Origin of the sequence: Streptococcus infantis, from assembly GCF_047464615.1 — a bacterium.
Lineage (GTDB): Bacteria > Bacillota > Bacilli > Lactobacillales > Streptococcaceae > Streptococcus > Streptococcus infantis_Y.
Genome location: NZ_JASHBO010000005.1, coordinates 91,148 through 113,885 on the forward strand (window position 1 = coordinate 91,148; position 22,738 = coordinate 113,885).

Here is a 22,738-nt window from a genome sequence, read left to right on the forward strand (position 1 = left end):
TAGAGTAGTTAAAAAACCATCTAATGTTCATTCCATACTACCTTTATTTTATCAAAAAAAGAAGAAAAATCCTAAGAGAAAACTTAGGATTTCAGCTTTAGTCTACTAAACTTAGAAATTACGACCTGATTTATTGTAGCCATATTTTTCAACAAAATGCTCACGGAATTCCAAGAGATTGTCATCCATAATAGCCTGACGAACCTGCTTCATCAGATTGAGCAAGAAGTAGAGATTATGGTAACTGGTCAAGCGGATACCAAAGGTTTCATCGGCCTTGAGCAAGTGACGAAGATAAGCACGGGTGTAGTTCTTACATGTGTAGCAATCACATTCAGGATCAAGTGGTGTAAAGTCCTCCGCAAACTGGGCATTCTTGACAACCAAACGTCCTTGGCTGGTCATACAAGTTCCGTTACGAGCGATACGAGTCGGCAAGACACAGTCAAACATATCCACACCACGAATCACTCCATCAATCAAGCTATCTGGTGCCCCTACCCCCATAAGATAGCGAGGTTTGTTTTCAGGAAGGAGTTGAGTGGTGAAGTCCAAAACTGCGTTCATCTCTTCATGAGTTTCTCCAACTGCCAACCCTCCGATAGAGTATCCTGGGAAGTCCATGCTGACAAGGTCATGAGCTGACTGACGACGAAGATCTTCAAATCCTGCACCTTGTACAATCCCAAACAAACCTTGGTCATGTGGACGACGATGAGCTTTCAACCCACGCTCTGCCCAACGGCTGGTACGTTCAATTGACTTCTTCACATAATCATAAGGCTGATAAAATTGAGGACATTCGTCAAAGGACATCATGATATCTGAGCCTAGATTGTTTTGGATAGAGATGGCTTTTTCAGGTGAAAGGAACATCTTGGAACCATTGAGGTGATTCTTAAACGTTACTCCTTCTTCTGTGATATTACGGCTATCCGCTAGGGAATAAACTTGGAAACCTCCACTATCTGTCAAGATAGGCTGATCCCAGTTCATGAACTTATGAAGTCCACCTGCACGTGCAATGAGTTCATCTCCAGGACGAAGCCACAAGTGATAGGTATTAGAGAGGATAATCCCTGACCCCATCTCTTTCAACTCTTCTGGCGATTGGGTTTTAACCGTTGCTTGAGTCCCAACCGGCATAAACATAGGAGTTGGAAAGGTTCCGTGTGGCGTGATAATCTCACCCAGACGAGCTCCCGTGTGTTTTTCTTTCTTAATCAAACGATATTTGATTGGTGAATCTGACATTTTTTACCTCCGAAGCTGGGAAAGACAGTCCCAGTTCTTACTTTGTGCCCAAGGGCATACTGTATGATTCTATCAAAAAAAACAGGAACTGTCACGAACTATGGTATAATGAAAGAATGAAATACCCAAAAATTGATTTAAAAGAAGTTCGTCAACAAGCTAAACAGTTTCAAGCTGAACATCCACGTCTATTGCTTGTCTTTTTATTACCAAGCATTTTCCTGATTCTATCCAGCTTTTTAAGTCCATTGTCCTTACTTGATGAGGGGATTCTTGAGCAATCCTTCTTTACTTTTTTGATGAGCTTGATCCAGTCTTCACTCTTTCCTCTAGCAGTCGGATTTACAAGTTCTATTATCCTAGCTGGTGCTCTGTTTACAACCATTAATCTTTACAGAATTTCCGAGATAGAGCTTTCCTTTAAAGATAGTCTGTCCTTACTTGACAATCGCTTCTTCACCCAGACCTTTCTGACTCTCTTGCTCAAACGTTTCTATCTCTTTTTGTGGAGCATCCCTAATCTTTTTGGTGTCTACTTACTCTTCTATAGCAGTGCCATGGCTCGTAAATTTGTAGAACTTCATCCCGAATTTCCAGCCGTAGACGTCACCAATTCAGATATCGAACATTTTCTGCTCACTTTTGCACTCTACTTCTTTGGTAGCGTCTTTCTGATGATTTTGGGAACCATTGCCTATCTGCCGCAATACTACGCTTATTCCCAAGTAGAGCTTCTCCTATGTGATACCCTTGCAATTGGAATTGCCAAGCCAAGTCGCGTACTCAAAACCAGTCGCTTCCTTATGAAAGGTTATAAGTTCCAACGCTTCGTACTTGATTTACAGCTACTTCCTTGGTATCTCCTTATCTGGATCAGCTTCGGAATTGCGAGCATCCCTACTTTCCCTTATATCTATAGTAGTCAATTCTTCTTTTATCAAAGATTACTCGAAATCAAGCGGAGAAAAGTTTAATGTGAATGATTAAAACCAGCACCTTCAATAGAAAGTGCTGGTTGTTTTTATTTAAATGGTTACTTGATCTCTGTCTTTAATCATGTAGTGTTTTAATGGAGTTAGGCTTGCCAACCAATATAGGAAGCCACCAAAAATCGCCGTAAAGCCACTACCTGTTGTGATTAAGAAGATCGAACTTTGAATTTGTTTAGTTAGGGGATTGTAAACAAAGAGTACCGCAACTAACAGAGATACGAATACACAAGACAAACCAACTAAATTAAATCCCTTAGTAAACTCATAAGCCTGATGTCCATCTAAGAAATAAGCTGATCGTAAATCTAATTTCCGTTTTCTTATCAAGAAATAATCAACAACAATCATTCCAATAATAGGTCCTTGAATATAAGCTGCAAGCGAGATAAAAGAACCAAAATATTCTTCTACGCCACCCCAAATTGTTAACGCACTCACATAAATCATGGCAATCCAAACCATTAGTTTATAGCTCACCTTAGGCATACCGCTTTTAACAATCATACAGTTCACATAGGATCCTGTCCCTTGAGTTCCAATATTTGCAAAAGCTACTAGCAATAAACTAAGAAGAGCAAAGGTAGGAGTACTCAAGGTTGAAAGCATCGCCGTTGGATCACTCTCGTAAACTCCTGTTCTTACAAACATAGCTAGAGCCATAACACCACCCGTCGCAGCAAAGAATGGTGCTACCACGCCATAAGATAAAGAAGTAGCCCAATACCCACTACGTTCTGATTTTGCTAAACGTGGTAAAATTAATGCTTGCGTCGACCAAGAAAAGGCAGTCGCTACATTCCCCTCTCCTGAAATCATAAATCGCTCTAGCGGGCTCAAATCTCCTTGTACTGCTGGTTGAACGTTCATAATGTCAGTAATCGGAACTGCTATAAAACAAATTCCAACGATAATCAATCCAACAACTAGTAAAGCAATTACCATAAATCGATTAATACCTTTTATAACCTCCGGTCCACCAAGGGCAATCAAGGTCCCCAATAAGACACAAAGTGTCCCAAGAATTGGTGCCCAAATCCCCTTCTCCAGTCCAAGGCCAAAATTATTAGCTAGATGAATCATAGAACTGGCAAAAAGATTTGCAGTAACTGCATACCAACCAAAATTTGCTAAACTGATAGTTGTTGACAAAAATGCCACTCCGCGCTTCCCTAAAACCGCTCGAAGCCAAATCCATAAATCAATTCCATATCTCACTGCAAACAAGGTGGGAAGACACTCGATAAAAACCCAAATAATATTAAAGCTAAAAATATTGATTAACATCTGGCTGAAGGTCAAATATTGAGCAACATACGCTCCTTGTGTGTAACACCAAGTTGCAATCGCAAAACCACTTGTTGATAAGAATAGATCCCAGAAGGAATATTGCCGATCCTTACTAGTCATTGGAACAATCCCAGTTATGGTTTCTTGTTGAATAAAGTCGGTCGTTTTCGACATTATTTAATTCCTCCTGTCATAGCTAAGATAATCAAGATTAGATTAATTCCAATGATAACACCAATCAAAGCAAAATCTTTTTTTAAGAATGGTTGCGCAAAATCATAGTCTGGAGATTCCATTTCTTCCAGTCTTCGTTTCGTTTCATCTGCTACCAATTGTTCAATTTCAGATACAGATTTCATCTTATTTTTCTCCTAGATATAACTCTAATGAAAGTTGTCCGTATTGTCTGGTAAATCGATACCAAGTATAAAGAAATTCTCCCACAGGTTTTCCAACACTCTCTTGGAATAAGGCCCACAAGAACCAATAATAAGATGTCACTGCCACATAGGCTAAATAATGACGTCTTGTTTTTGTATCTGGAACTTCTTGCAAGTAAATCTCAAGTACTTTCTCAGCTTGTTCAACAGTATAATTCGAACAACCAATGAAGGTACCTAAATCCCCTGCAGGGTCTCCCATACCAGAATACTCCCAATCAATCAGACTCATCTCCTCTTGTTCGTTTAGGAGAAAATTAGGGCTATAGGAATCTCCATGACATAAAACTCTCTCAGTGTCATCCTGTTTTAAAAATTCTCTAATAGTTGAAATGTTTTTATCGAGTTCATCAAGTCCATCAAACTCAAAACGATTGCTAGCCTTCAATTTTTCTCTAAAATCATCAATTCCTACAAATAAATCAAAATTATGAGTTGTCTTCTCTCCAGACTGATGTAGTTTTCTCAAGAGCCCCATAGCTTTTTCTACATGATCCCAATTATCATAATCAAGCGGTCTAGCGTTAGGGATAAATTCTGAAATCTTCCACCCTTCGTTTTTATCCATTGCAACAAATGTTCTGTCTATTTGTAGTTTTGCTGCAATTTCCATAGAAGCCGCTTCACTTGACCTGTTGATATATTTTTCAGTTCCTCTTCCAGGATGACGGTAAACATATTTTTTATCAAGACAATCAAAGCTAAAGGATGTATTGGTCAAACCATCTTTGAGTGGTTTAATATGAACAATATCCGAAGCATCACAATTCAAGGTCTTGCAGATATTATCAATAATCTCAGAATTAGAATTCATCAAGTAGCGGTCATCAAATTGACGCAACTCATCTAAGGAATCAAATTCTTTAACAATATCCGCTGAATAATGACGAGCTTCTAGATGCAATTCATGAACATTACGGGTATAGTAATCTTCCCAGAGCTGTTCTTTATAGGGCTCGTGTTTAAACTCAGTTTCTAAAATTTTTACGAATTTTTCACTAAAGGCACGGTCAAAATACACATGTCCCACCATAGCCCAAGTATCTTTACCACCAATCTGTATGTCAACAATCATGTTGTTGGAGTCTTCGGTAGCACAATATTCGTCTGTCTCGCCTTCCACAAATATTGTTGAATAGTAACCCCTATAAATATACTTCTCAAATGGATTTTCGGCAAAATAATTGTCCGATGAACAAATATAAGTATTTGATAGTTGATTTCTAACCAACATTAATGAAGAACAGTTATTGTATTTATAGTAATCATTATTGACAACGATTTTTACACCATATTTTTCAGCAAGGTAAAACATTTTTTCTTGTAAATAACCTACAATAACTGTAATATCTTCTATACCTGCTTCCTGTAGTTGTTCAATTTCCCTTTCAATCAGGCGTTCCCCTTTGACTTTTAACAATCCTTTTGGTACTTCGTAAGACAAAGGAGCAAAGCGACTACTCATTCCTGCCGCCATAATGATTGCATTTTGTACGCGATAAGGCTCTAAAGCTTCTTTTCCTAACTCAGATAGGTGACCTTCTTGATCAATCCAATTAGCTTCTTTCATTTCTTTAAGCAGGGAATTAATTGTTCCTAAAGAAACTTCCAATTGTTCCGCTAACTGTCTTTGTGTAAATTCCTCCTGTGGATGCTCTTGCAAAAAAGACAGTAGTTTAAATTGTTTTTCTGAAATCATATTGATAACCTCTTTTTGTTCAATGCTTGTTTAAAAAAGATTATAGTATGAACAGTCGCTTTTGTCAAGTATTATCCAAATAAACTTTAATAGTAAAGAAGTAGTCTTGAATAACATGACCACACATTTCCATAAGTTTTTAAAGATTTACAAACAGCACTTCCTTAACCACACTGAAGTGAACCAACTTAAAAACAAAAATTCGTATAAAAGTCTAATTGTAAATAAAAAAGCGAACCATACTTGTTTCTGATACTCAGAATTCTATCTTGTCCGCTTTTTTATTTAATTTATCAAGCATAAGGATTTATAATAATGGATTTTTAAATCCAATATTTTTTCCACTTCCGCTTTTTATTTCAAGAAAAGGATACTCAAGAGTGCTAAGATTGCTGGACCACCTTGCTTGAGAATGATTTTTTTATCTGCTGTTAAGGCACCATAAGTAGCTGCTCCTATGACAAATAAAACAAAGATTGTTACGATTTCTAAGCTATGTGAGAAATAAATTCCGTAAATAAGAAATACCCCAATCAAGGCATTATAAATTCCTTGATTTTTGAACAATGAGATGACAGATGGTCTTGCTAATTCTTCTTTGTCCATATTAAAGACACGGCTGGTTGCGTCTGATTGGGTTGCGATACTCTCCAAATAAAAGATATAAAAATGTTCGAGGGCAACAATAGTTGCTAAAATAGTAGTAATGATTGACATCGTTTTCTCCTTAAAATTCTATTTTTTCTAATCCTGATACTAGTTTTGTCAACAAAGCTGTCAGGTCTTGCTGCTCAGTAGAGGATAAGATGTTCTCCATCTGCTCCTTCACTCGCAAGTGATGTTTAGGCGGATTGACCAAGAGTTGATTCTTGACTTCTTGGGTTAATTCAACTAAGACTTCTCGTTGATTAAGCGGATTACGTTTGCGACTGACATAGCCTTCTGACTCTAAAATCTTGAAATGACGGGTCAAGGCTGCTTGGTCAATCTGTAACTTCTCCTGAACGGCAATCTGGTTACAGGGTGAATTTTGTAGTAAAAATTGCAGGATTTGATAGCGGGTCAAACTAATTCCCAATTGTTTCTCAAAAAGTTGAGTAATCGTCTGATCCACTAAATGGAGCTGATAAAGCAATTCATGCATTTTTAGTATGTTTCTCCTTTCTTTGATATTTGATTCATCAACAGTTGACTTATCAAGTATAATGCAGAACAAGTATAATGCAGAAAGATTAAAAACGCAACTATTTTGCTCACTCCGTTAAATTAGTCTACTAGTCACAATCCCTCAAGGCTATGTTTTTCTATTTTATGCCTAGAGTTTATTTACGCTATCTAAGAGTTTGAAAATAAAAAAAGAAGCGGAAACTAAATCAGTTTCCAACTTCTTATTATTCTTAGTTCATCGATACGTGAACGTGGTCATAGTGATTTTCTGTTACGCTACCACGGTCTGGCATTGGATTCCAAGTGTAGGCTGGTCCGTATTTGCTATCGAATGGTGCATAGAAACGTTGTTTCCAGATGATGTAGCTGATGCCACGGCTAGCCATATTTTGGATAGCATAATCTGCAATTTGGTCTCCAAGAGCAGAGCTTACTGGAACCATAAAGTCAATGGCAAGGCCTTTTCCGTGGTCACCGCTATCTCCTGGACGGTAACCACTAAAGGATGTAATGCCGAACAAGTTGGCAATTTCTTCTTTAAAAGCAGCTGTTTGTGGTTGAAGTCCTGCATTCTCTGATTTTGCTGCAGCAAGTCCTGCATAGTCAGGAGCTGCTGGGGCTGCATAAGTCGCTGATGAACCTTGACTTGCTTCAGCTTGGTAAGTTGATGGTGTTGATTGAGTCTCTGCTACAGTTTCTGTAACTAGTGCTTCTGTTGTAGTCGTTTCTTTCACTACAAGTGTTTCTGCTACCGGCTCTTCTACTGGTGCTGAAACTTCTGCAACAGCTCCTGTTGTTGTTTCTGCTGCAGATTCTTCTACTGGTGTTGCAACTTCAGTAGTGGTTTCTACTACTGACTCTTCTACCGGTGCTACAACTTCTGTAACAGCTGCTTCTGTGACTGGCTCAGCTACAGTTGTTTCTGCAACTGGTTGAGTTAAATCTTCAACCTGTACAGTTTGGTCATCTACAGTGACTTGGTTGGTTGTCAAATCTGCTGTTGCAGTTGTTCCTTCGCCACCTTGAACTGTATCAGGGGTTTGAATTTCAACCTCTGTCACTTCTTCTTTTTCATTTACAGTTGTTGTAAGGACTGTCTCAGGGAAGATCAAATCAATATTGCTGATCTTGTTCAAGTTAGCAAGAACGGTCACATCCACTCCCAAAGCTTCGGCAATGGTACTTAAGGTATCACCATACTGAATCGTATAGCTTGTTTTATTCTCACTCTTGGTAACATCGTTTTGAATTTGCTCAACACTACGCGCTGTCCACACTAATTCTTCTGCTTGAGTTGCCAATACAGGGGCAAGGGACAAGGCTACTGTTGATGCTAAAATAATTCTTTTCTTCATACTATCAAACTCCTTTTCAAATGTAGTACCTGTCTATCATAACACAAAGAAAATAGAAAAAAAGCCCTTTTGGGGCTATTTAACAGAACTGTACATTCGTTGTAACAAATCACATTACTTGAAATAGTTTGTTAGTTTCCTGTCATCAGGCTGACACATTCTTCTTGAAGAAAATTCTAGAAGGAAAGCGAGCTAATAGCTTCTAAATGCTCTATCTGTTGATTACAAGTTGCAGGAGAGGCAAGAAAATTGATACTCTGAATCCCACTATTTTGAGCAAATTCGATATCCAAAGTCCGATCGCCGATATAATAAGTCTGCTGAGGAGCTAGTTCATACTTATCTAGAAGATAGATCGCAGCTTCTGGACTAGGCTTCCGAGAAAAGCCACTTTGATTGGTTAAAATTTCTGTGAAATAGTGGGCCAAACCCAAATTTTCCAAAATTGTAAAAGCATTGTCCCCTTTATGGGTATAAACAAACTGCTCAATTCCTTGCTGGTCTGCCCAAGCTAAGATTTCACGCGCCCCCGGCATCAGAACAACTTGAGCATTCTTCTCAGCCAAACTCTGAGCACGAACCTGATTGAGCATATCAGCATCCAAGCCTCTTTCTTCTCCCACCTTTTCCAACAGATCTTGAACGGAAGTTTTTAGAATAAAGGCACGAACCTCAGCCTTATCATAAGGAATGTCAAACTGAGCAAAGGTCTCTTCGATTCCTGCTAAGATAGCCTCATAAGAGTCCAATAAAGTTCCATCTAAATCCCAGATAAATCCAATTTTTTTCATATGTCATCCTTTCAAAGAGATATATTGCTTATAACGATAGCGCAGGAAGAACCAGCGAAAACCATTGTCCAAAAGCGTTCCTGCCCAAATACCAGGCAAGCCCCAACCAAGAACAATTCCCATCAGGTAACCTGTCCCTATACGGATACACCACATTCCGATACTTGTCGCATAAAAGGGGAGGCGTGCATTCCCCAAACCCTGCCAAACAGCTGTATAAATGACTGTTCCCGTCGTCATAGGAGTCCCTAGTAGAGAGAACAGCGTCACCATAACACTGGCTTTAATGGCCGCAGAATCACTGGTATAGAGGTAACTTAGTGGCGTTCCCAGAGCATAGATACTAAGTGTTAAGGGCAGCATGAGAAAGAGGGATAGCCAAAAAGTTTGCTTACTTAAGTTGTCTACCCTTGCCCAATCATCTTCCCCTACTGCTCGAGCCACCTGCATAACTGTTGCCGTAGCAACACCAAAGGCTGGCATATAGTTAAATTGAGTCAAGACTTCACCAATCGCGTTTCCTGCGACAGCCTCTGTCCCAAAGGAAACAACTAGGGCAATAATAACCACATCGCCAGCCCGCATCATAAGACGTTCTCCTGCCGCTGGGAAAGCCAAGGTCAGTAAGTCTTTGTCCAGTCCAAAGCTTGGTCTCGTATATGGAAGTTTTAATTGTGACCACAAAATCACAACCCCGACCAAACGTGACAAAATAGTCCCCCAAGCTACACCAGCTATGCCCATATCAAGAACAAAAATAGCTAGACTTGAAAAGAGAATATTCAAGGCATTGGATAAAAGACTCACATAAAGGGGAAGGCGCGGATTATGAGTGGCGCGAATCAAGGCACCTAGACTAGTCATCAAGCCCAAGAGGACGATTGTCCCACCAACTAAAGCTAGGTATAGTCCACCACTCTCAGCCACAGACGCTTCTGTCCCCAAAAGACCAATCATCTCTTGACCGGCAAAGATGGACAAGCCCCCTAAAACTAAACTCAGTAGCAGGGTTATCTTGAGCGCTTCTGTCACATGGTAGGCTAGTCTAGACTGGTCCTTCTGCCCCAAACTTTTGGAAATAACACTGGAAATCGCAGCTCCTAGAGCAATAAAAATTGCCTGGTAAATGGTGATAATATTGCCCGCTACGGATACACCCGAAATGGCTATCAAACCTAGATGGGCTACCAGATAGCTATCCACCATTCCCATGAGCATCTGCAAGAAATTTTCACCCATGGCTGGCAGAGCTATGTTGAGAATATCTTTATATTTCTTAAACAATCCTTCCTCCTGATGAAAAGAAACTCAGTTAGTTTCCCAACCGAGTTTACTTCCTCTCTTTTAAAGTCCTAGATAAGATTCTACTGCAGTCTGCATCTCTGCTGCTGCAACAGTTGTCTTGTGACGAACTGGAGCTGTTTCAAGGCCATCCACTGCTGGTGGCACTGCTACTCCTGAGATTTCATGTAATTGAGCCAAGGCTTCAAAGTCGCTAAGACCTGATTGTCCAGTTACAGCTTCCACCGCAACCACTGGGAATTTGTACGGACTAGCTGTTGATGCAATCACTGTCTTGGTCGCATCAACAGTCGCTGCTTGGTATTTTTTAAATACAGCTGAAGCAACTGCTGTATGAGGATCCTCGATGTAAGAGTCTGACTCGTAGACACGCTTAATTTCTGCTGCGGTTTCCGCTTCTGTCGCATACTCCGCTGCAAAGAGGTCAAGAATCTCTGCATCAAAATCTTTCAATTCATACTGACCTTGAGTGTTCAAAGCATCCATGAGTTCAGCTGTCTTAACTGCATCATTACCCAAAAGGTGGAAAATCAAGCGCTCCAAGTTTGAAGATACCAAGATATCCATAGACGGACTAGTGGTAACCTTAAACTCACGCTTCTTGTCATAGACACGAGTTTTAAAGAAGTCTGTCAAAACATTGTTGTCATTTGAAGCACAAATCAGTTTCCCAACTGGTAGACCGATTTGCTTAGCGTAAAAGGCAGCCAAGATATTTCCAAAGTTTCCTGTTGGAACGGTGAAGTTGACCTTGTCACCAGCCTTAATATCGCCAGTCTTAACAAGCTGAGCGTAGGCATAGACATAGTAGACAATTTGTGGGACCAAACGGCCAATGTTCATAGAGTTGGCTGATGAAAACTGTAGCTTATTAGCTGCCAATTTGTCACGAAGGGCCACATCATTGAACATATGCTTAACGTTGGTTTGAGCATCGTCAAAGTTCCCATCAATAGCGATAACATGAGTGTTGTCCCCAGTTTGAGTGGTCATTTGCAATTCTTGTACCTTGCTGACACCATCTTTTGGATAAAAGACGATAATTTCAGTTCCAGGGACATCCGCAAAGCCTGCCATGGCAGCTTTACCAGTGTCTCCAGAAGTTGCAGTCAAGATGACAATCTTGTTTTCCAGTCCGTGTTTCTTGGCAGCTGTTGTCATAAAGTATGGCAAGATAGACAAGGCCATGTCTTTAAAGGCAATGGTTGAACCGTGGAAAAGTTCCAAGTTATATTGGCCATTTAGTTTCACAAGAGGAGCAATGGCTGGCGTATCAAACTTGCTGTCATAGGCGTTGGTGATACAGTAGTCCAACTCTTCTGCTGTAAAGTCATCCAAAAAGGCTGACAAGACAAGCTTAGCTACTTCCTGGTATGAAGCGTCCTTTAATGTTTCAAAATCCAAATCTACCTTTGGATAGCTAACTGGAGTAAATAAGCCTCCATCTGTTGCCAAACCTTGCAAAATCGCTTGGCTGGCTGTTACGGTATTTTTTGCGTCACGCGTTGATTGATAAACTAATGTCATAAATCTCTATCCTTTATCTATAGTCTTATTCATTATAACATGATTTTTCAGAAAATTCTTCCTTTATAAGAAAATTATAGAGTCAATTTTTCTTTCAAAGGCTCTAAATAGGTTGTTTCTTGCTGACCTCTCATTTCAAGACCTTGCTCTGCTATAGCTAGCAAATCTTTTGAGAATTGAACAATTCCAGCTGTCTCCTCATCTGAAAGCTGTTTCTTTGAAAACTGACGTCTCAAAGATTTGTAGTCACGACCAAATCTCTCAAAGAAAGGTGCTGTTTCTAGATAAGTTTCAAGCTTATCTAAATTAACTAGCAAACCTAGATGAAAGGCAGCCGAGGCAAAAGTGCGGTCTAGCGGTTGCGTACAAACACTACGAAATTCGACCGTTCCTCGAGTTGTTAGGTCTTGATATTGGTAACTACGGTGCGTTTGAAAATCCTTCTCTTGAGGAACAAGCAGAGTTTCTTTTCCATTTAGAGTATAGGCCGAAACTTCCTCAGTAGCTAGGTAATCTCTAGCACGAATCGGAGAAAAATAGTAGGTTTCTCCATCTCGTTCTGCTGTAAAAATCGCAGAGCGGTCGAGATAATCAAAGAAATCATCTTCATCTTTGAAGAGTCTGGCATTGACACCAACATTCTCTGGATAAATCCCATGCATGGAGTCTTCCCAAAAGATATCTCGTGAAATCTGAGTATCCCATTCTGCTCCCGAAAACTCAGAATTGGCAAACAGGTAAGCTTTGGCTGCCTCAAGCTGAGTGAAAGCATTAATGACACGTAGGTAGTTAGCAGTCGATACGTCCAACTGAACTTGACTCCCACAGATAAAGGCTCCATATTGGGGAAAGTCATGCAAACCAGCTCTCTCTTGGCGACTTCCCATCTGCAAGTAATCCATCAGCATCTGGTAACGTGGATAAGCCACAGGTCGATTGTCATTCTGATCCCAGTTTGGGTGAATCCCCCAGCCCTGGATAGCATGATCCTTTTCTCCAAGCTTTTCCTGAATGACCTTCATATAGGCCTCGAAGCGTCCTTGGACCTCTTGGATATTCTGGGCTCTGCCAAAGGCAAACTCCAAGGTCGTGTAGGAAACCTCAAACAGAATCCGATCCTGACTCTTCGGTTCTACAAGTTGAATTGGATTGCCATCCTGGTCCTCTTTTTTAACTTCCAAGCTGAGAGAATCCACCAAAAAACGCATCAAGTCCTTACTGACTTCAATATCTGTGGGTTTCCCTTTCGTATGTACGATAGGAAACTCCAACTCAATACCAATGTAGAGTTCTGGATTTTCTTTTATATTTTTTAAATAACGGTTTTTCAATAACTGAACTGAAGGGGACATACATACCTCTCATTCTAACTTCTCATACTAGAAAACAAATTACTCTCTATTATACCAAAAAGTCCTAGAGAAGGACCTTAGAAAATCTGTTTGCAAGCTCGCTCCCTAGATTTAAGACAAAATAACTTCCTCATTATATGAAATTTTATGATAAGACGTCAGATATCATTGTTCAATTTTCACAGTCTTATCAACCGGTTAAGCGATTACATATATTTTTGCATCAAATCCCTTGTACTATAGTAAATATAGTGATATAATTCACATATAGACAAAAAGAGGGCAGTTCAAATTCGACTTCACTTGAATCATGAGTCAAGGCAAGTCCCTTTTCCTCTGCACCTCAACGAATCATCAAGGAGGATAGCTATGAAAGCTGTTGTTGTAAATCCAGAAAGCACTGGTGTTGCTATTGAAGAAAAAGTGCTCCGTCCGCTCGAAACTGGGGAAGCACTTGTTGAAGTTGAGTACTGTGGTGTCTGCCACACTGACCTCCACGTTGCCCATGGTGACTTTGGTAAAGTTCCAGGACGCGTTCTCGGTCACGAAGGTATCGGTATCGTAAAAGAAATCGCCCCTGATGTTAAAAGTCTCAAAGTTGGCGACCGTGTCAGCGTAGCTTGGTTTTTTGAAGGCTGTGGTATGTGTGAATACTGTACAACTGGGCGCGAAACTCTTTGCCGTACAGTAAAAAATGCTGGCTACTCAGTAGACGGCGGTATGGCTGAACAATGTATCGTAACTGCAGATTATGCTGTTAAGGTTCCAGAAGGGCTCGATCCAGCCCAAGCTTCTTCTATCACTTGTGCCGGTGTTACTACCTACAAGGCTATAAAAGAAGCAAAAGTTGAACCAGGCCAATGGGTTGTCCTCTATGGTGCTGGAGGCCTTGGTAACTTGGCCGTCCAATACGCTAAAAAAGTATTCAACGCTCACGTTATCGCAGTAGATATTAACAACGATAAACTTGCTCTAGCTAAAGAAGTTGGTGCTGATATCGTGATTAATGGTCTTGAAGTCGAAGATGTTCCAGGCCTTATCAAGGAAAAAACAAACGGTGGCGCTCACTCAGCTGTCGTAACAGCTGTATCAAAAGTTGCCTTCAACCAAGCAGTGGACTCTGTTCGTGCAGGCGGTCGTGTAGTAGCTGTCGGTCTCCCATCTGAAATGATGGACCTTAGCATCGTCAAAACAGTTCTTGACGGTATTCAGGTCATCGGTTCCCTTGTTGGTACACGTAAAGATTTGGAAGAAGCTTTCCAATTTGGTGCTGAAGGTCTCGTTGTTCCAGTTGTTCAAAAACGGCCTGTCGAAGATGCCATTGCTGTCTTTGATGAAATGGCTGCTGGTACCATCCAAGGTCGCATGGTTCTAGACTTTACTCATTAAGATAAATAATAAATAATAAAACGAGGTAGGGACAGTAGACCCCACCTCGTTTTTTAGCAATAAAATTTTGGCATGACAATTAATTGGACTTGGGGCAATTTTTAGACGCCCAAGAGCACTACTGACGTAAACTTCCTAGCACCACCGCTTTTTTATATTAAATTTTTTTACCATTTTATAGACGATTTTATAAAAAGTTGATATATCAATATTTGTAAAAATGAGGCTTTGAGATTTTTTTCACTCTTTATTATAATTAGTTGCATTTTTTCTGAAAACGATTTATACTTAAGGAGTCTTAAAGTTTTCTTAAACTACAAGTCAAACATTTTATAAGGAGGAATGACAATAATGAGTATCGGAATCATTATTGCGAGCCACGGTGAATTTGCCGCGGGTATTCATCAGTCAGGATCTATGATCTTTGGTGAACAAGAAAAGGTTCAAGTCGTAACCTTTATGCCAAACGAAGGTCCAGATGATTTATACGCCAAGTTCAACAATGCTGTGGCTGCATTTGACGCAGAAGATGAGGTTCTAGTCTTGGCTGACCTTTGGAGTGGTTCTCCATTTAACCAAGCTAGTCGCGTAATGGGAGAAAATCCTGAGCGTAAATTTGCCATCATCACAGGACTTAACTTGCCGATGTTGATCCAAGCCTATACAGAGCGCCTCATGGACGCTACTGCAGGTGTTGATAAAGTCGCTGCAAATATCATCAAAGAATCTAAGGATGGCATCAAGGCTCTTCCAGAAGAACTAAATCCAGCTGAGGAAGTTGCTACTGCTGCAACTGCGCCTGTAGCCCAAGCTGCTATTCCAGAAGGAACTGTCATTGGAGACGGTAAATTGAAAATCAATCTTGCTCGTCTTGACACACGTCTTCTTCACGGACAAGTCGCAACTGCTTGGACACCAGATTCAAAAGCTAACCGTATCATCGTTGCTTCAGATAACGTAGCTAACGACGATCTTCGTAAAGAATTGATCAAACAAGCAGCTCCTAACGGAGTGAAGGCTAACGTTGTACCAATCAAAAAATTGATTGAGGTTGCAAAAGACCCTCGTTTTGGTGAGACACACGCCCTTATCTTGTTTGAAACACCTCAAGATGCTCTTCGTGCTATCGAAGGCGGTGTGCCAATCAAGACTCTTAACGTTGGATCAATGGCTCACTCAACTGGTAAAACAATGGTCAATAACGTATTGTCAATGGACAAAGACGACGTTGCTACATTTGAAAAAATGCGCGACCTTGGCGTTGAATTTGACGTACGTAAAGTACCAAACGACACTAAAAAAGATTTGTTTGACTTGATTAGCAAAGCTAACGTTCAATAATTAACATTAAATAGAAAAGGAATAAAACCATGTCAGATATTTCATTCATTTCTGCTATCTTGGTTGTAGTTGTTGCCTTCTTCGCAGGTCTTGAAGGTATCCTCGACCAATTCCAATTCCATCAACCAATCGTAGCATGTACCCTTATCGGTCTTGTAACTGGTAACCTCGAAGCAGGGGTTATGCTTGGTGGATCACTTCAAATGATCGCCCTTGGTTGGGCTAACATCGGAGCTGCCGTAGCTCCTGACGCGGCTCTTGCTTCTGTTGCAGCTGCAATCATCATGATTAAAGGTGGTAACTTTACTACTGAAGGTATCGCAGTCGCAACTGCTACTGCAATCCCTCTTGCCGTAGCTGGTCTTTTCTTGACTATGATCGTTCGTACCATCTCAGTTGCCTTGGTTCATACTGCAGATAACGCTGCTAAAGAAGGAAACATTGCTGCTGTTGAACGTGCTCACTACTTTGCCCTTGCTCTTCAAGGTCTACGTATTGCTATCCCAGCTGCACTCTTGCTTGCAATGCCAACTGAAGCCGTTCAAAGCGTATTGAACCTTATGCCAGAATGGCTTAAAGGTGGTATGGCTGTCGGTGGTGCTATGGTCGTTGCCGTTGGTTACGCTTTGGTTATCAACATGATGGCTACTCGTGAAGTATGGCCATTCTTCGCAATCGGTTTTGCTCTTGCAGCAATCTCTCAATTAACTTTGATTGCCCTTGGTGTCATCGGTGTTGCCCTTGCCTTCATCTACCTCAACCTTTCTAAACAAGGTGGAAACGGTGGCGGAGGAGCTGCAACTTCTAACGATCCAATCGGTGATATCCTAGAAGACTACTAGAAAGGGGAACAATCATGGCTGAAAAAATTCAATTATCAAAATCAGATCGCCAAAAAGTTTGGTGGCGTTCACAATTCCTTCAAGGTTCTTGGAACTACGAACGTATGCAAAACTTGGGTTGGGCTTACTCCTTGATCCCAGCTATCAAGAAACTTTACACTAAAAAAGAAGACCAGGCTGCTGCTCTTGAGCGTCACCTTGAGTTCTTCAACACTCACCCATACGTAGCTGCTCCAATCATGGGGGTTACTCTTGCACTTGAAGAAGAACGCGCTAACGGTACTGACATCGATGACGCTGCTATCCAAGGTGTTAAGATTGGTATGATGGGGCCTCTTGCTGGTATCGGTGACCCAGTCTTCTGGTTTACAGTTCGTCCGATCCTTGGTGCCCTTGGTGCATCACTTGCTGCAACTGGTAATATCGTTGGACCACTTCTCTTCTTCTTTGGATGGAATGCAATCCGTATGTCTTTCCTATGGTATACACAAGAGTTTGGTTACAAGGCTGGATCTGAAATCACCAAAGACATGTCTGGTGGTATCTTGAAAGACATCACTAAAGGAGCTTCTATCCTTGGTATGTTCATCCTTGCCGTTCTTGTACAACGTTGGGTATCAATCAACTTCACTATCAACCTTCCAGGTAAACAATTGTCAGAAGGTGCCTACATCGTCTTCCCAGAAGGTCCTGTTACAGGTGGAGAATTGAAGGGAATCCTCGGCCAAGCACTTAGCGGATTGAGCTTGGATAGCGTTCAACCACAAACCCTTCAAGGACAGTTGAACTCATTGATCCCAGGATTGATGGGACTTCTCCTTACTTTCCTTTGCATGTGGTTGCTTAAGAAAAAAGTATCTCCAATCACAATCATTCTTGCCCTCTTTGTAGTTGGTATCGCAGCTCGTTTCTTCGGTATCATGTAATCTCGGTGAGAATTTACAAACAAAAAAAGAATCAGGTTTATCACCTGATTCTTTTGGCTCTTTGTCAAATAGTGTTGATGAAGAACCTAATGAAAAAAGAATCCAACAAAAATTGGACTATCTGTCTCCGGTTGGATACCGAAGACGGTAGCCCTAGGGTGTTTTTATTAAATTCTCACTTTTTGGGGTCAGTCCCTAAGCCTGATAGTAATTTTTTGTTCATACTATTCCCCTTTAGTCATTTACTACTTTAAGTTGCATTGCTTTAGCTACTTCTTCTGCCTTTGATCCCTTAGGTGTATGGATTTCTACATCTGGGTTACAGTTATCCACAAAATAGAAGTATTCTGTAATTTCTGTTACACTTGCTGGAATTGTAATAGATTTAATTGATGATGTCCCCCAGAATACTAATGTTCCAATACTCTTTGTTCCTTCTGGGAATACAACTGATTCTAATGAACTGTCAGAGTTGAAAACATCATCTTCTACTGTTTCTATTGACTTACCAAAGTGGACATACTTTAACTTATTGTCAATCGTAAACGCACCTTTTCCAATATATCGTACTGTATCTGGTAAAACGATTGCCTCACAATGTTTCAAGTTCGCAAGACCACGTTCTCCAATTGCGATAACAGGTTTACCTTTAATTTCCTTTGGTACACGAACAACCTTATCGTCAGAAGTACAACTATAGATGACATAACCTTCTTCCCATAAATATACGCATGTTAATATATTGATATCTTTAAGGATTTATAACTATAGTTCCTTAATTTTCCCAGTAAAAAAACGAAAGGCACCACAAGTTATTTATGTGTTTTCTTTAAACGATTCATGTACTTCTGTCGCAACTTCTCACCCGCCTTTAATTGCGGTTGCGATAGATTGAGGACCTAAATATGCATCCCCTGTTATTAGTTCATTTCTATTGTATTCTGATGTTGACCAAAAGTCAAATTTTTACCTTTCATCTAGAACACTAAAGTCTACTTTTGTTCAATTGCTGCAACGACAAGGTCACATGGAATAATATGTTCACTACCTGCCACTTCATGCGTTGATCTTCTTCCACTTTCATCTGATTCACCAAGTTCCATTGTAATAACCTTTACACCAGTTACTTTCCCACTCTCATCACGCAATACTTCTTTAATATTCTCTAAGAAATGGAATGTAACACCTTCATTGTGTGCACCTTTGATTTGTAGTGTAGCTTCTAGTATATTGTTCATATGGTCATCATTCTTTTGTTTTAGGTTTCAGCGCTTTTAATATAATGGATGTTGGCCTTTTTGTATACACTAAAATAGGGTTGGTGGAAAATTTCCATCAACCCTAAAAATTATAGAACCACACAAAACCCTGACCAGAGATGGCCAGGGTTTTGTATTTCAAAAATTATTCTGTAAATTCTATAGTTACTTTTACTTCAGAATCCATTGAAGAAAATATTGTTTTATAATAATTGATTGCAGATTCTTTAATTTCACTCTTAAATTTATCTAAATACTCTGCTTGTTTATCACTAGAAAGTTGGTTAGCGACCAATTTCCCAGTATCAATATCTTCTGTAGTTCCACTTAATAACTCTCCATGACTATCATATAAATCATAAGGATTATCTTTTGAAAGTTCAACACCAATTACTTCCAATTTTGGAACAATAACCTTATATTCTTTTTCGCTTATTTGTTCAACCTTTACACTACTTTTAATTCCAAATTTAGCTTTATAATTTAAAATTACTAATGCTGCTTTTTTAGAGAACGGCACATCAAACCCAAAAACTTGAGTTGTTTTTGTTTCAGAAATAATTTCATTAATTCCCGCATTCAAAAATACAACTTCATTCACTTTTTCAATACTTTCGATATTAATTGACGATTTGACTTCTGATTTATGTTCCTTAGGTAAGAAAAATAGCACTCCAATAGCTATAATAGCTATTAATACCACATTCAATAGTACACTAAACATATTAACTTTCTTCTTTAATATAGACAAGATAAAAAAACCTCACTTTAAATAATCTATCTAAATTTTACACATTCTAAAGAAAATAGTCAATATTTTTTCGTACTATCTTCTAAAATTAATTGTGCCTATTAAAAATGAAATTAGTTTGTTGCATTTGATTATATTTTTTGAACACCAAATCCATTTAAAATTGAGTGCTATTTTGAGCACTAAAAAAGGGCTCTTTGTCAAATAGTGTTGATGAAGAAATTTAGGAAGGGATTAAGCAACTAATTGTTGCTTAATTCCTTTTTGTTTTGGGCCAAACATTTTTGTTATTAAAATAATCCTATTTCTAAAATGGTAATAGTTTCTAAAGCCGTAGGCATTTCTTTTAAGCACTTTTATTTTATTGTTTATTCCTTCAATAGGGCCATTTGTTCTAGTTGGATACTCACAAGTATTTTGAATATATGGCAAGTAAGTCATAAGAGTCTTTAATACTCTTTTTAAACCAGGAGATAGGTCTAATTGCGTAGCTGCTTCAATCGTTTCCTTGAATTCTATATAATCTCTATCCTGTATACATTCACGAAGTGAATGTACAACCTCATAATCATTTTTAAGAGATGGATTTTTTTCTAAGATATAATCTACGATTCCTTTACTTGTTATGAAGCTTTCAAAAAGCTTATAACGATTATATTTATAGTTCTGAAGTTCATTAGAGTTCTTTAAAATTAACTTCCAATAATGTTTTAACTTTCGATATAATTTAGAGTCTTTATAGCGATGCTTATTCATGACACGTACCCGAGTTCGATTTAATTCTCTATTTAAGGCTTGTACGATATGAAAAGGATCAATGATAATTTTAGCGTTAGGAAACATTTCTTTTATTAATTGAATGTACGGTAAGTACATGTCGATGGAGATAGTTTTTACCTTTAATCTAGTCTTAGGCTCAAAACGATGAAAATACTTTTTCAAGCTGTAAGATTTTCTATCTCGTACAACATCGACCAGCTTGTGTGTAGTGCTATCACAAATAATGAAGCTCATATTACTATCGGAAGATTTGACGGATTTAAATTCATCAAAACACAAATGCTCAGGTAAATCGTGTAATGGTTTAATCTTTAGTAAACGTGTTGTATCATCTATGATACGTCTTACCGTATGAACTGAAACATTTGTTTCTTTTGCGATATAGGTTTCAGATACTGTTTCACTTATTTTTGATTTAATTTCGTTTTTTAAGCGTTTAGAGATATGACAGTGTTTTTCTACGATTCGACTAGTGTCTGCGGTAAATGAAGAGCCGCATTCTCTACAGAGAAATCTCTGCTTGCGTAGATTTAAGTAGGCCGCTAGGCCTGAAACAGAACAGAGAGTGATACGAGATGTTTTCGTGCCGTTTTTAACGATATTATTATTTCGGCTAACACACCCACAAACGGTACAAAATTCTGGTTTATGCGTATAAGTAGCTGCATAAAATAAAGATTTTCTCTTTTTAAATATCTTCTCTTGAACTTTATTATCCCAAATAATGTTTTTATCTTTGATTTGTAGTGTAGCTTCTAGTGTATTGTTCATATGGTCATCATCCTTTTGTTTTAGGTTTCAGCGCTTTTAATATAATGGATGTTGGCCTTTTTGTATACACTAAAATAGGGTTGGTGGAAAATTTCCATCAACCCTAAAAATTATAGAACCGTTCTTTTTATATCTCATTTATTCTGCCAAGGCACCCATTGGATCCCATGGAGCAAGTACGATTGGTTCTGCTTCATAAGCAGCTTGTTCTTCTGCTGTTAGTAATTCCTTACGAACAACAATCTGGTAAGTGTATTCGTCCATCCAAGCATCTGAGGCAACAAAGTATCCATCTGTACCGACCTTGTCTCCCCATGAGTTTTCAACTTTCCACTTGATTGATTTGCCATTTTCATCCAAATCAACCCCTGTCAAGACCATGGCGTGAGTCATCAAGCTTTCGCTGTAGTCCAAACGTCCTGCCTTGTCTTGAGTGAGTTGAATGTCCATGCTTGATTCAAAGTCATAGACATCTGTCGCAAGTATTCCGGCTTTACGGTTGCTGAGCTGGCCAACATCTGAACCAAACCAAACAGTTTCTCCTGTCTGCATTTGGGCAATCGCCAATTCTTTCAAACGTTCCATCGGTACGTTGATGTAGCGAACTGCACGGCTACCAACGACATTTCCCAACATCTCAACTGTGTAAGATTTACCGTAAGGTTTGTCAGCAGTTGGAGCATTGATCACAGAAACGTAGTCTTCTAGTGGAAGGTCAACGTATTTCTTGTAAAACTCTTGTGGTGTGATGCCTTTTTCGCTTTGGTAGTTGTTGTCCTTATCACGATAAGCAAAGTCAAATTGACGTGGTGGAAGTCCTAGTGACATGGCAAGGAAGTTAAAGATTTCTTGCAAAAGGTCTTCTTTCTTAGCTTGTACAGTCGCTTGATCTGCACCAGAAGCCAAGAGGTCACGCAAGATTTGAGCATCTTGACGAAGCAATTTGTTAAGGATTGCATTGAGTTCACGGCTGCTGCTAGATGAAACAGACTCTGGATAAACAGACTTAGGAACGACACCATATTTCTCAAAGAGAGCCACAACCATATCCCATTGACCACCATCTTGTTGTGGAGTTTGGAGTAGGAAGCTAACCTTGCGACTTGTCAATTCTTGGTCTGCAGTCGCAATGACTTGCTCCAAGAACCAGTTTGATTTTTCATACTTGTCCCAGAAGAAGGTGTGAGCTTGTGACAATTCAAAGTTTTCAAGTTTGTATTGAGAGATGAGTTTGTGGCGGAAGGTATTAAGGGCCGCAAACATCCAGCAGCGACCAGAAGCCTTCTGGTTAGTGACCTTGTCCTTTGTCAAATCAAGTGAGAAAACAGGTGTGTTATCTACATGGCTTTGACGACGCTCAAGGGCTGCAAAGATTCCATTGTGGCTGGCAGCATTTTCGATAGCTTGGTATTTGACATTTGCTTCATAATTAGCAAATAATTTATCTGTAAATGATTCTTGAATCGCGTTCATAAAATCCTCCTTTTATTCTACAGTCTATTATAACTCTTTT

21 protein-coding genes are annotated in these 22,738 nt (G+C 39.4%); 5 read left to right on the forward strand and 16 right to left on the reverse strand.

All coding sequences use genetic code 11. The annotated features are described in order from the left end of the window. Window positions 1-111: 111 nt before the first annotated feature. Complete coding sequence (gene tgt / locus QM450_RS04145) at window positions 112-1,254, reverse strand: tRNA guanosine(34) transglycosylase Tgt (protein ID WP_004250663.1); 1,143 nt, start codon at window positions 1,252-1,254, stop codon at window positions 112-114. Between the two features lie 116 nt (window positions 1,255-1,370). Between tgt and QM450_RS04150 the strand changes: the two genes are divergently transcribed. Continuing rightward, window positions 1,371-2,228, forward strand: coding sequence for a DUF975 family protein (locus QM450_RS04150; protein WP_414319753.1), 858 nt, complete (start codon window positions 1,371-1,373; stop codon window positions 2,226-2,228). Window positions 2,229-2,279: 51 nt separating this feature from the next. Here QM450_RS04150 and QM450_RS04155 read toward each other — a convergent pair whose 3' ends face one another. The 10 genes from QM450_RS04155 to QM450_RS04200 form a co-directional block, all read right to left on the reverse strand. Then, entirely contained in the window at window positions 2,280-3,707 is a 1,428-nt protein-coding gene (locus tag QM450_RS04155; protein ID WP_414319754.1) for a cytosine permease, read from the reverse strand. Then, on the reverse strand, window positions 3,707-3,892 hold the full coding sequence (locus QM450_RS04160) for a hypothetical protein (RefSeq protein ID WP_153225647.1): 186 nt from the start codon (window positions 3,890-3,892) through the stop codon (window positions 3,707-3,709). Before QM450_RS04160 ends, QM450_RS04155 begins: the two co-directional genes overlap by 1 nt. Before the next feature lies 1 nt (window position 3,893). Beyond that, window positions 3,894-5,672, reverse strand: coding sequence for a phosphotransferase (locus tag QM450_RS04165; RefSeq protein WP_414319755.1), 1,779 nt, complete (start codon window positions 5,670-5,672; stop codon window positions 3,894-3,896). Window positions 5,673-6,026: 354 nt separating this feature from the next. Then, window positions 6,027-6,389: a DUF1304 domain-containing protein gene (locus QM450_RS04170; protein WP_414319756.1), complete on the reverse strand. Its 363-nt coding sequence runs from the start codon at window positions 6,387-6,389 to the stop codon at window positions 6,027-6,029. Window positions 6,390-6,399: 10 nt separating this feature from the next. Then, window positions 6,400-6,816 (reverse strand): MarR family winged helix-turn-helix transcriptional regulator, encoded by a 417-nt coding sequence (locus QM450_RS04175; RefSeq protein ID WP_414319757.1) that lies wholly within the window; start codon window positions 6,814-6,816, stop codon window positions 6,400-6,402. Between the two features lie 253 nt (window positions 6,817-7,069). Next, the gene (locus QM450_RS04180) at window positions 7,070-8,194 is read right to left on the reverse strand and encodes a LysM peptidoglycan-binding domain-containing protein (RefSeq protein WP_414319758.1); all 1,125 of its coding nucleotides are present in this window, start codon (window positions 8,192-8,194) and stop codon (window positions 7,070-7,072) included. Window positions 8,195-8,370: 176 nt separating this feature from the next. Further along, the gene (locus QM450_RS04185; RefSeq protein WP_414319759.1) at window positions 8,371-8,985 is read right to left on the reverse strand and encodes an HAD-IA family hydrolase; all 615 of its coding nucleotides are present in this window, start codon (window positions 8,983-8,985) and stop codon (window positions 8,371-8,373) included. Between the two features lie 3 nt (window positions 8,986-8,988). After that, window positions 8,989-10,269 carry an MATE family efflux transporter gene (locus tag QM450_RS04190; RefSeq protein WP_414319760.1) on the reverse strand — a complete coding sequence of 427 codons (1,281 nt, stop codon included), beginning with the start codon at window positions 10,267-10,269 and terminating at the stop codon, window positions 8,989-8,991. 60 nt (window positions 10,270-10,329) lie between these two features. Further along, window positions 10,330-11,814 carry a threonine synthase gene (gene thrC, locus QM450_RS04195; protein WP_414319761.1) on the reverse strand — a complete coding sequence of 495 codons (1,485 nt, stop codon included), beginning with the start codon at window positions 11,812-11,814 and terminating at the stop codon, window positions 10,330-10,332. Window positions 11,815-11,888: 74 nt separating this feature from the next. After that, window positions 11,889-13,166: a gamma-glutamylcysteine synthetase gene (locus tag QM450_RS04200; RefSeq protein ID WP_414319762.1), complete on the reverse strand. Its 1,278-nt coding sequence runs from the start codon at window positions 13,164-13,166 to the stop codon at window positions 11,889-11,891. A 369-nt stretch (window positions 13,167-13,535) separates the two neighbouring features. Here QM450_RS04200 and adhP point away from each other — a divergent pair, with 369 nt between their 5' ends. The 4 genes from adhP (at window position 13,536) to QM450_RS04220 (ending at window position 17,664) form a co-directional block, all read left to right on the forward strand. Then, window positions 13,536-14,555: an alcohol dehydrogenase AdhP gene (adhP, locus tag QM450_RS04205; protein WP_251937337.1), complete on the forward strand. Its 1,020-nt coding sequence runs from the start codon at window positions 13,536-13,538 to the stop codon at window positions 14,553-14,555. Between the two features lie 351 nt (window positions 14,556-14,906). After that, window positions 14,907-15,896, forward strand: a complete 990-nt coding sequence (locus tag QM450_RS04210) for a PTS sugar transporter subunit IIB (RefSeq protein WP_075230374.1) — start codon at window positions 14,907-14,909, stop codon at window positions 15,894-15,896. A 29-nt stretch (window positions 15,897-15,925) separates the two neighbouring features. Beyond that, a complete protein-coding gene (locus tag QM450_RS04215) occupies window positions 15,926-16,738 on the forward strand; it encodes a PTS mannose/fructose/sorbose transporter subunit IIC (RefSeq protein WP_281335193.1) in 813 nt (270 codons plus the stop codon). Window positions 16,739-16,752: 14 nt separating this feature from the next. After that, entirely contained in the window at window positions 16,753-17,664 is a 912-nt protein-coding gene (locus QM450_RS04220) for a PTS system mannose/fructose/sorbose family transporter subunit IID (protein ID WP_000818311.1), read from the forward strand. Window positions 17,665-17,898: 234 nt separating this feature from the next. Here the strand turns inward: QM450_RS04220 and QM450_RS04225 are convergent, their stop codons facing one another. From QM450_RS04225 to pepC, 5 genes are all read right to left on the reverse strand, one after another. After that, window positions 17,899-18,318: a leucine-rich repeat domain-containing protein gene (locus QM450_RS04225; RefSeq protein ID WP_223339927.1), complete on the reverse strand. Its 420-nt coding sequence runs from the start codon at window positions 18,316-18,318 to the stop codon at window positions 17,899-17,901. A 338-nt stretch (window positions 18,319-18,656) separates the two neighbouring features. Continuing rightward, window positions 18,657-18,902 (reverse strand): glutamate synthase, encoded by a 246-nt coding sequence (locus tag QM450_RS04230; protein ID WP_414319763.1) that lies wholly within the window; start codon window positions 18,900-18,902, stop codon window positions 18,657-18,659. 166 nt (window positions 18,903-19,068) lie between these two features. After that, complete coding sequence (locus tag QM450_RS04235) at window positions 19,069-19,647, reverse strand: DUF4230 domain-containing protein (protein ID WP_000493216.1); 579 nt, start codon at window positions 19,645-19,647, stop codon at window positions 19,069-19,071. A gap of 261 nt (window positions 19,648-19,908) precedes the next feature. Further along, a complete protein-coding gene (locus tag QM450_RS04240; protein WP_414319764.1) occupies window positions 19,909-21,225 on the reverse strand; it encodes an ISL3 family transposase in 1,317 nt (438 codons plus the stop codon). A gap of 138 nt (window positions 21,226-21,363) precedes the next feature. Then, on the reverse strand, window positions 21,364-22,698 hold the full coding sequence (gene pepC / locus QM450_RS04245; protein WP_315640006.1) for an aminopeptidase C: 1,335 nt from the start codon (window positions 22,696-22,698) through the stop codon (window positions 21,364-21,366). Window positions 22,699-22,738 lie beyond the last annotated feature (40 nt).

Coding starts and splice junctions, on each gene's coding strand:
- QM450_RS04235 (WP_000493216.1), bottom strand. CDS start 19,647: ATGTTTAGTGTACTATTGAATGTGGTATTAATAGCTATTATAGCTATT.
- pepC (WP_315640006.1), bottom strand. CDS start 22,698: ATGAACGCGATTCAAGAATCATTTACAGATAAATTATTTGCTAATTAT.
- QM450_RS04165 (WP_414319755.1), bottom strand. CDS start 5,672: ATGATTTCAGAAAAACAATTTAAACTACTGTCTTTTTTGCAAGAGCAT.
- adhP (WP_251937337.1), top strand. CDS start 13,536: ATGAAAGCTGTTGTTGTAAATCCAGAAAGCACTGGTGTTGCTATTGAA.
- QM450_RS04175 (WP_414319757.1), bottom strand. CDS start 6,816: ATGCATGAATTGCTTTATCAGCTCCATTTAGTGGATCAGACGATTACT.
- thrC (WP_414319761.1), bottom strand. CDS start 11,814: ATGACATTAGTTTATCAATCAACGCGTGACGCAAAAAATACCGTAACA.
- QM450_RS04155 (WP_414319754.1), bottom strand. CDS start 3,707: ATGTCGAAAACGACCGACTTTATTCAACAAGAAACCATAACTGGGATT.
- QM450_RS04180 (WP_414319758.1), bottom strand. CDS start 8,194: ATGAAGAAAAGAATTATTTTAGCATCAACAGTAGCCTTGTCCCTTGCC.
- QM450_RS04220 (WP_000818311.1), top strand. CDS start 16,753: ATGGCTGAAAAAATTCAATTATCAAAATCAGATCGCCAAAAAGTTTGG.
- QM450_RS04200 (WP_414319762.1), bottom strand. CDS start 13,166: ATGTCCCCTTCAGTTCAGTTATTGAAAAACCGTTATTTAAAAAATATA.
- QM450_RS04240 (WP_414319764.1), bottom strand. CDS start 21,225: ATGAACAATACACTAGAAGCTACACTACAAATCAAAGATAAAAACATT.
- QM450_RS04185 (WP_414319759.1), bottom strand. CDS start 8,985: ATGAAAAAAATTGGATTTATCTGGGATTTAGATGGAACTTTATTGGAC.
- QM450_RS04150 (WP_414319753.1), top strand. CDS start 1,371: ATGAAATACCCAAAAATTGATTTAAAAGAAGTTCGTCAACAAGCTAAA.
- QM450_RS04160 (WP_153225647.1), bottom strand. CDS start 3,892: ATGAAATCTGTATCTGAAATTGAACAATTGGTAGCAGATGAAACGAAA.
- QM450_RS04210 (WP_075230374.1), top strand. CDS start 14,907: ATGAGTATCGGAATCATTATTGCGAGCCACGGTGAATTTGCCGCGGGT.
- QM450_RS04170 (WP_414319756.1), bottom strand. CDS start 6,389: ATGTCAATCATTACTACTATTTTAGCAACTATTGTTGCCCTCGAACAT.
- tgt (WP_004250663.1), bottom strand. CDS start 1,254: ATGTCAGATTCACCAATCAAATATCGTTTGATTAAGAAAGAAAAACAC.
- QM450_RS04215 (WP_281335193.1), top strand. CDS start 15,926: ATGTCAGATATTTCATTCATTTCTGCTATCTTGGTTGTAGTTGTTGCC.
- QM450_RS04230 (WP_414319763.1), bottom strand. CDS start 18,902: ATGAACAATATACTAGAAGCTACACTACAAATCAAAGGTGCACACAAT.